At 60.7% G+C, this 8,766-nt stretch carries 7 protein-coding genes, 1 tRNA gene and 1 riboswitch; of the genes, 5 read left to right on the top strand and 3 right to left on the bottom strand.

All coding sequences use genetic code 11. The features are described from left to right. Positions 1-642: 642 nt before the first annotated feature. Positions 643-716, bottom strand: a tRNA-Gly gene (locus Q0216_RS01095). Positions 717-884: 168 nt separating this feature from the next. Here Q0216_RS01095 and dcd point away from each other — a divergent pair. Further along, entirely contained in the window at positions 885-1,481 is a 597-nt protein-coding gene (dcd, locus tag Q0216_RS01100; RefSeq protein ID WP_298592237.1) for a dCTP deaminase, read from the top strand. A gap of 131 nt (positions 1,482-1,612) precedes the next feature. Then, positions 1,613-2,944, top strand: coding sequence for a septin family protein (locus tag Q0216_RS01105; protein ID WP_298592240.1), 1,332 nt, complete (start codon positions 1,613-1,615; stop codon positions 2,942-2,944). 187 nt (positions 2,945-3,131) lie between these two features. On the opposite strand, the gene Q0216_RS01110 is transcribed toward Q0216_RS01105, so the two are convergent. Next, on the bottom strand, positions 3,132-4,568 hold the full coding sequence (locus Q0216_RS01110; protein WP_298592241.1) for an MFS transporter: 1,437 nt from the start codon (positions 4,566-4,568) through the stop codon (positions 3,132-3,134). A 160-nt stretch (positions 4,569-4,728) separates the two neighbouring features. Further along, positions 4,729-4,962, bottom strand: a complete 234-nt coding sequence (locus Q0216_RS01115) for a DUF4235 domain-containing protein (RefSeq protein ID WP_298592243.1) — start codon at positions 4,960-4,962, stop codon at positions 4,729-4,731. Between the two features lie 265 nt (positions 4,963-5,227). After that, a riboswitch (TPP riboswitch) is annotated at positions 5,228-5,328 on the top strand. A gap of 58 nt (positions 5,329-5,386) precedes the next feature. On the opposite strand from Q0216_RS01115, the gene Q0216_RS01120 reads away from it, so the two are divergent. The 3 genes from Q0216_RS01120 to Q0216_RS01130 all read left to right on the top strand — a co-directional run bounded on the left by Q0216_RS01120 (position 5,387) and on the right by Q0216_RS01130 (position 8,564). Next, positions 5,387-6,040, top strand: a complete 654-nt coding sequence (locus tag Q0216_RS01120; RefSeq protein WP_298592246.1) for an ECF transporter S component — start codon at positions 5,387-5,389, stop codon at positions 6,038-6,040. 77 nt (positions 6,041-6,117) lie between these two features. Continuing rightward, positions 6,118-7,770, top strand: a complete 1,653-nt coding sequence (locus Q0216_RS01125) for an ABC transporter ATP-binding protein (RefSeq protein ID WP_298592249.1) — start codon at positions 6,118-6,120, stop codon at positions 7,768-7,770. After that, positions 7,767-8,564 (top strand): energy-coupling factor transporter transmembrane protein EcfT, encoded by a 798-nt coding sequence (locus tag Q0216_RS01130; RefSeq protein WP_298592252.1) that lies wholly within the window; start codon positions 7,767-7,769, stop codon positions 8,562-8,564. The genes Q0216_RS01125 and Q0216_RS01130 overlap by 4 nt, the downstream gene beginning before the upstream one ends. The last annotated feature ends 202 nt before the right edge of the window (positions 8,565-8,766 follow it).

Raw genomic sequence — 8,766 nt, forward strand, 5'->3', positions numbered from 1 at the left:
CACGCTATACACTTCCTTCGCTCCTACAGGGGCACCCGCCCTCGCAGAGCTCGGGCACCCTGATGTCGCTTCAGGAAGGTATAGCTGAGCCGCGCGCGCACATGGGGCTACAGCAAGCCCTTTCTCGATGACCCCTTTCACCGCAAGCCTGCGGGAAGGCACTCCAACGTCCCTGCGGAACCGCCTCGGCACCCAAATACCTATCTGCCTCTCGTGGCGAGCTACCAGCGGTACCTAACCCGAGTATTCCCCTTCCCCGTTCCCGCACAGTCTTCCCAAGCCGAGTGTCCCGCGGTTCGCATCCCTGCCACGCAGCCGCACCCTACCTCGTACCGCAGGGAGGGGGAGGGTAGTAGGGGAGAGGCGGTATGTTCCGTCGCGACATCAGGGTGTCCGACGCGGAGCGAGGACGGGTTCCCTGCAGGAGCAAGGAACATACCGCCTCGACCCGTCCAACCCAACCGAGCCCAACCACCACATCCAACCCAAAAAATAAAGCCCCAAACCATGAGGTCTGGGGCTTTTGGAGCGGCTGACGGGCTGGAAGGCGGAAATCCCGAGCGCGCGAGGGAATGTATTTCCGCCTGGAAGCGATTCCCGCCTCAGACGCGGAAAAAGCCCCGCGACGAAGTCCGGGGCTTTTGGAGCGGCTGACGGGAATCGAACCCGCGTATCAGGCTTGGGAAGCGTGCGCTCTACCATTGAGCTACAGCCGCATCTTTTTCAGTGTATCGCGCTTGCTTGCCGGGGGTGAAATGTGTCGAGGTGAAATGTGTTGCGGCTGTTTGTGGGCGGGGTGGCGGGGTTGAAATGTGATGTAGGACTGTGTGCTGGGGCTGGTGGATGCCTGCACGTGGGTGGTGTTTGCCAGGTATCCTTTAATCGTGCTTATTTCAGATCGCGATATTCGTCAAGAGATTGCTGATGGGCGCATCGTTCTTGAACCGTTCGATGAGTCGATGATTCAGCCTGCAAGTGTGGACGTGAGGATTGATCGTTTCTTCCGTCTGTTCGATAACCATAAGTACCCGCATATTGATCCTGCTCAGCCGCAGGAGGATTTGACGCGCCTGGTGGAGGTGGCTCCTGATGAGCCGTTTATTCTGCATCCGGGTGAGTTTGTGTTGGGTTCTACGTATGAGAAGGTGACTCTGCCTGATGATGTGGCTGCCCGTCTGGAGGGTAAGTCGTCGTTGGGTCGTTTGGGTCTTCTGACTCACTCTACGGCTGGTTTTATTGATCCTGGTTTTTCTGGGCATGTGACGCTTGAGTTGTCGAATATGGCGACTTTGCCGATTATGTTGTGGCCGGGTTCTAAGGTTGGTCAGTTGTGTTTCTTCCGTTTGAGTAGCCCGACTGAGCATCCGTATGGTTCTGGTGCGTATGGTAACCGTTACCAGGGTCAGCGTGGCCCGACTGCTTCGCGTAGTTATTTGAATTTTCATCAGACGATGATTCCGACTGATAGTTCTGAGTCTTAGTCTTTCCCGCTTTGGGGTGCGGGCGTGCAGGCTGTGTGTTTGTGCGCCCGCGTTGGGCGGTTTTTTCGCCTGTTGTGCTCGTGCGTTCACTCGCGTGCGGGTTTTTATCTCTCACTCTCTAAGGATTTTTGATGAATCTGAAGCCTGTTGTTCTGCGTGTTGCTGGCGCGGAAGTTTCTTTGTATCTGATTGATATGTCGGACTCTTTTGTGGAGCGTTTTAAGAAGGCGTGGGAGCCTCTTGCTCCGGAGTTTTTTGATACTCCTGATGAGGCGTATGCTTCGTTGTCTCGTTTTGACCAGGTGATGTTGGTTCATACGCCGACTGATGAGTCGGTGATGGATTTGGCGAATCCGTTGATGGGTTCGTTTGATAAGGTTTCGACGCTGCGTGTGGCTGATGACGATTCGGGTATGCAGGATCTGACGAGCCGTATTACGTTGGCGATGATTGAGCAGCTGGTTGGTCGCGGTGTGATGCTGCATGCGGCTGTTATTGGTGACCCTGAGTCGAAGCGCGCTGTGGCGCTGGTGGGTGTTTCTGGTAGCGGTAAGACGACTGCGTCGCGTTTCTTGGGTTCGAAGTTTGCGTACCTGACGGATGAGACTGCGATTATTTCGGATGAGGGTGTTGTGTCGCCGTACCCGAAGCCGCTGTCGGTGATTGTTGACCCGAATGCGCCGAAGGATCAGCAGAACCCGGTGGATTTGGGCCTGAACGTGGTTGATCGTGATGACCGCAGCTATGAGCTGTCGCGTATTGTGTTCATTTCTCGTGATGAGTCGGCTTCTGAGCCGTATTTTGAGCGTGTTCCGCTGCATGAGGCTCTGGTGTTCTTGAGTGAGCAGAGCTCGGGTCTGGCGCGTCACCCTGAGGGTGTTGTGTCGCTGGCTAAGCTGGTGGAGCGTTGCGGTGGCGTGTGGCGCCTGGTGTACTCGGAGGTTGAGGATACTCTGCCGCTGGTTCAGGATCTGCTCAATGGTGGTGAGCTGCCGAATGCTGATGAGGTTGAGAAGCTGGAGAAGTACACGGTTGAGGATCACCTGCCGGGTGTGTTCTTGAACGGTACGATTGCGGTGTCTCGTATGCCGGGTACTTCGGGTGTGCGTGTGGGTGAGGACGGCCCGTTCTTGCTGCTGTGTGACACTGAGCTGAATGAGCTGTCTGAGTTTGCGGCGGAGTGCTGGCTGCAGGCTGAGGGCGACATTTCGTACGATAACCTGTTTGCTCGTCTGGCTGAGATTTTTGAGGGTCTGCCTGCGGAGGCGTATGACGAGAACCTGAGCACCATGGCGGCTGGTTCGATGCTGTGGGTTCGTGTGATTGATGATCCGCTGATTGATGACGCGGCCTGGGCTCAGATGACCAGCGATGAGGTTCTGGATGAGGAGGAGCAGCAGATTGCGCTGGATTCCTCTGAGGATGCTGTCTCTGATGATGAGGACGACGTGGTGGAGGACTAGCCTCCGCGGTCCTCTGGCGCGGCTCTCTGAGCTCTGCTTGATAGGCGCTACTTAAGCACAAGGGAGGGGCGGGTAGAAGAATGATTTTCTACCCGCCCCTCCCTTTGCGTTTGCGGGGTTGCGTTTGCAAGGTCATGTTTGCGGGGCTTGCTGGACGCTTAGCCCCGCGGCGCCTTACCGTGCAACCCTACTGGGCGGCCTTGTCGCGGCGCTTCTGTTCACGCTTATGCTCGCGGCGAGCCGCACGCACACGCAGCGGACCGGGCGCCTTCACCGGCAGCAGCAGGAGTAGACCCGCCACCACAACGATCAGAATACCGAGCACACCCCAAATCTGCGCGCCCATGATGCTCACGCACAGACCGAACAGCATCGGCGCCAGGAAGCTGGTGGCACGACCGGTGGTCGAGTACAGGCCGAACAGCTCACCCTCAGTACCGGGATCAGCCAGGCGAGCCAGGAAGGTGCGGGACGCCGACTGCGCCGGGCCCACGAACAGGCACAGCAGCAGGGCGCATACCCAGAACACGCCCGGTTCGGGGAAGAACATCAGCGGGGTAGCCGCCAAGATAATGCCGACCAGCGAGATAACAATAATTGCCTTCGGGCCCAGGTAATCATCCAGGTAACCGCCCAGAATCGCACCAACCGCCGCGACAGCGCTACCGGCAATACCAAACAGAATCACCTCGGACGTGCTGAAACCGAACGTACCCGCCGCAAGAATACCGCCGAACGTAAAAATACCGGACAGACCATCACGGAACACCGCCGAAGCAATCAGGAACCACAGGGTCTGCGGGGAGGTCATCTTCAGACGACGAATCGTGCGCCACAGCGCCTTGTAGGAGGCGAGCAGACCGCCCTGACGAGCCGGGGAGAAACGCTCCAGACCCAGCTCCAGGAAACGCAGCTCGCGGGTGGGCAGCACCTCCGGCAGGAAGCGCTCGCGGGTGCGCATACGAACCAGCAGCGGCACGCAGAAGATGAGGCACCACGCGGCGGCGAACAGCGCGACCGCACGGATATTCAGGGCGTTATCGGTGGTCAGGCCGAGCACCTCGGGGGTAAGCACAAAACCCCACAGCACCACAGCCAGCGCCAGGATGCCGCCAATGTAGCCGGCAGCCCATCCGGCGCCCGAAATCTTACCGATATTATCCGGGTGAGAGATACGCGGCAGCACCGCGTTATAGTTCACGTACGCGAACTCGCTGAACACGCTCGCCGCAGAAATCAGGGTGACACCCAGCCACAGGTACTGCGGGGTGGGAGCCACGAAAAAACACGCCGCCATCGAACCGACCAGCAGTAGCGTGTTCACGCCGAGCCAGAAGATGCCGCGGCCAGACTTGTCGTTACGCTGACCGGTCACCGGCGCCAGAATCGCAATGAGGAAACCGGCAATGGTCAGACCCAGAGACAGCGCCGAGGAGGTCTCTTCGGGAGTGCCGAAATAGCTACTGGTCAGGTACACGGTGAAGATGAAGGTCATCATAATCGAGTCGAAGCTCGACGAACCAACATCCCACATGACCCAGGACGCGACCGAACGGCGGCTGTTCGCGTGGTCAACGACCCTACGCGGAGCCTTCGTCTTACGGCGGGGAGAAGAAATAGTCATAGTTGTGCTTTCGGATGCCGAGGTGGCGCTTCAGCGTAGCGGCGGCATGAAGTCGGCTGAAGTAGAGCGGGCGTGCTGAAGATGGAACACCAAGCGGTACGTACCGAGTGAAGATACGTACCGCCTAGTTCATGAACTTTCGCGCGGAAGGCGCAAAGTCTTAGTTGAAGAAACGACGCTGCAGGCGAGCAATACCGAAGCTCACCACAGCACCGACGACGGAGGTCAGAACGGTCCAGAGGATGACCTGACGCAGGGTGTCTTCAGAGTCGTGGGAAATGGCGGGAGGCTGGTTACCGGTAGCCTTGGTCCAGGCTGCGCCCAGGCCCTTGCCGACCAGGGCGGTTGCGCCCAAGTTGATACCCGTAATAGCAAGCTTAGCGACGGGGTTCATGTGTATCTCCTTAGCTGTATACGATGCGGCGTCTCGCCCTTGAATCCCTTCGGGTTGGGCGAGAAAAGAGCGCCACTCCCTAGCGTATAGGGTTTAAGGCGTTCGTGCCGCTTCGGAGCCTCTCCGTACCAAAATTGTACACCGTGCAATTCTGTGATGTGGGCAGAAGAGCGAAACAAAAAGCGGTAAATTGGCACGAACAGCCAGACGCGCCTACAATCGAACCTGGGCTTCCACCCGCACCACAACGGTACGGACAAGGAACCCAAAACGACAGGGGAGCGCCACCGAGGCGCTGAGAGTGCTAAGCAGACCCTCGAACCTGATCCGGTTAGTACCGGCGTAGGGAGTCGAATTTCTTCTCAATGCCCTCGTCCAATCAGAGGGCGAGGACATTCCCCTTCCAACGACGGAAGGACCACCAATGTCACAGAACGTAACCCCCGCCTCCCAGGAATCTACCCAGGCACCCGCACAGACCGCACAGACCGCAGCGAAGAAGCCGAACCTGCGCTGGCGAGTCAACGAAATCGTTATCGCCGCGGTTATTGCAGTAGCCTGCGCCGTCATCTTCTGGATCTGGGACATCGCAGTCGGCCCCGCCGCCAAAGCCGCACTCGTAGCGGCACCCGAATTCCGCCCCATCGTCGCCGGCGCATGGCTGCTCGGCGGCACCCTCGGCGGCCTGCTCATCCGCAAGCCCGGCGCGGCGCTCTTCGGCGAAATCGTCGCGGCATTCATCTCCGTACTCTTCACCGGCGGTGCGTGGAGCGGCGAAATCCTGATCGCAGGCTTCTTCCAGGGCATCGGCGCTGAAATCGCCTTCGCAATCTTCCGCTACAACCGCTGGAACGCAACCGTCGCCATCTTCGCCGGTGCACTCAGCGGCCTGTTCATGGGCGTTAACGAAATCTTCATCTACTACCCCGACATGGAACCGGTCAAGGCAATCATCTACGTAGCCTGCTCCGTCATCTCCGGCGCAGTCATCGCAGGCTTCCTGGCGTGGATTCTCGTGCAGAACCTCGCCAAGACCGGTGTGCTCTCCTCGCTGGCATCCGGCAAGACCCGCCGCTAACCACCAGCAACTAGCCACTCACCACGAGTCACCACTCGGCACACTACAGCAGCCACACAAAAGGCTAAGGAACCATCATGGAAGCAACACCGCGCGGGGCGCGCATCGAGCTCAACAACTTCAGCTGGCACCACCCCGGACGCCCAGAACCCGTCATCAGCGGACTCAACCTCACCATCAACCCCGGTGAAAAAGTCCTGCTGCTGGGCACCTCCGGCGCCGGCAAATCGACGCTCCTGCACGCCATCGCCGGTGTGCTCCACGATGACGACGGCGAATCCGCCGGCGGCACCATCACCATCAACGGGCAAGCACCCGCCGAAGCACGCGGCACCGCAGGCATGATGCAGCAGGACCCCGAATCCTCCATCGTCATGGCAACAATCGGCAACGATGTAGCCTTCGGCCCCGAAAACCTACGCGTACCCCGCGAAGAAATCTGGGACCGCGTCACCGAAGCACTCACCGCCGTAGGACTCACCGACCTACCCCTCGACCACCCCAGCAGCGCACTGTCCGGCGGGCAGAAGCAGCGCCTCGGCCTGGCGGGCATCCTCTCTATGCACCCCGGCGCCATGATCCTCGACGAACCCACCGCCAACCTCGACCCCTCCGGTGTGCAGGAAGTCCGCGACAGCATCCTCTCCGCCGCTGGGGACACCGGCGCGACCCTGCTCGTCGTAGAACACCGCGTGAGCATCTGGGCGCCGCACATGGACCGCATTATCGTGCTCGGCGAAGGCGGCACCATCACCCACGACGGCGCACCCGACACCGTACTCACCGAAGCGCGCGAAGACCTCATCGACGCGGGCGTGTGGGTACCCAACTACGTGCCGCGCGCGCCGCAGACCGGCAACCCTGTAACCGGCGAGGCTGCAGGCGGCGAAAGTGAGCGCGGCGAGGCGCTACTTCGCGCTGAAAACCTCAGCATCACCCGCGCACAACCCACCCCCAAACAACGACGCGCACGCCGACGCACCATCAAACGCCTCGGCGACACCCCCGCCCCCGCACCCGTCGACCTGCCCGTACTGCGCGGCGGCATCAACCTCACCCTGCACGCCGGCGAACACCTCAGCGTGCTCGGCCCCAACGGCGCCGGCAAATCAACCCTCGCGCTCACCCTCGCAGGGCTCCTCACCGCACCCGACGGCACCCTCACCGCCACCGACGCACTGCGTAACCACGGCGGCAACCACGACCGCAACCACGGCGGCGAGCGCGAAAACCGCGCCCACTGGGACGTGCCCACCTGGACCCCCGCCCAAATGCTCAGCCGCATCGGCTACGTCTTCCAAGAACCCGAATACCAATTCATCCGCGGAACCGTACGCGAAGAACTCGAACTCGGCCCCCGCCGACTCGCCGCACTCACCCGCAACCCCCTCGACGAAGACGACCTCGCAGCCCGCACCAACGAACTCGCAACCCACCTACGCCTCACCCAGCTCCTCGACGCCAACCCCTTCACCCTCTCCGGCGGCGAAAAACGACGACTCTCCGTAGCCTCCGCACTCGCCACCGCACCCAAAATCCTCATCCTCGACGAACCCACCTTCGGCCAAGACGCAAGAACCTGGGCGGAACTCGTCGACCTCATCCGTGAACTACTCGCAGGCGGCACCGCCGTCATCTCCATCACCCACGACGAAGACTACACCGCCGCACTCGGCGGCAAATCCATCACCCTACCCGCCCTCACCACCCCCAGAAAGGAGAACGCATGAACACCGACTTCTTCGGCACCATCGACCGAACCAGCTACTTCAGCAACCTCAACGCCGGCGTAAAACTCATCGTCTCCTTCACCCTCATCATCGCCGCACTCATCGTGCGCGACCCGCTCACCTCCGGAATCCTCTTCGCCCTCGAACTGCTCGGATTCATCCTCGTCGGATTCCGACCCGTCAACGTCCTCGCCCGCTTCTGGCCCATCCTCGTCGCCGTCATCACCACCGGCTGGTCCGTCGCCATGCTCAGCGCCAAAAGCGGCGACGTGATCCTCGACCTCGGCTTCAACAGCATCACCACCGACTCCGCCGCCGTCGGCGCAGCCATGATGATCCGCTCCCTCGCCATGGTTCTACCCACCCTCGCGTTCGTACTCACCACCGACCCGACCGACCTGGGCGACTCCCTCGCACAAACCTTCAAACTACCCTCCCGGTTCGTGCTCGCCACCGTCGCCGCCCTGCGCCTGGTCGGCATTCTCTTCGCCGAATGGAACGCCCTCGGCCAGGCACGACGCGCCCGCGGACTCGGCGCGGGCCAATCCCTCATCGGACGCGCCCAAACCTTCGGCGGGCAAAGCTTCGCCCTGCTCGTGCAGGCTATCCGCCGCGGCTCCCGCCTCGCCATCACCATGGAGGCGCGCGGCTTCGGCGCGGGCGAACGCACCTGGGCTCGTGTGCCCTCCTATTCGCCGCGTGATGTGCACGTGTGCATTGCTGCCGCACTCATCATTGTGGTTGCGTACGGTGCATCTATTGCAGCGGGTACGATCCAGTTCCTCTGGGGCTAGTTCTTTCCGGCAGTAGCTTGCGGTTCCGCTTTCGTAGCTCCGCTTGGGAAGCGGTATTCGTCCTCGTTCCTACAGGGAACCCGCCCTCGCTTCGCTTCGGGCACCCTGATGTCACTACGGACGACACCGCCCCTCCACGCGACGCACCTCACCGGAGCACAGGGTAGCTATACCCTCCGGAAGCGACATCAAGATCGGAAGA

It is taken from the genome of uncultured Rothia sp., from assembly GCF_937976295.1.
Lineage (GTDB): Bacteria > Actinomycetota > Actinomycetes > Actinomycetales > Micrococcaceae > Rothia.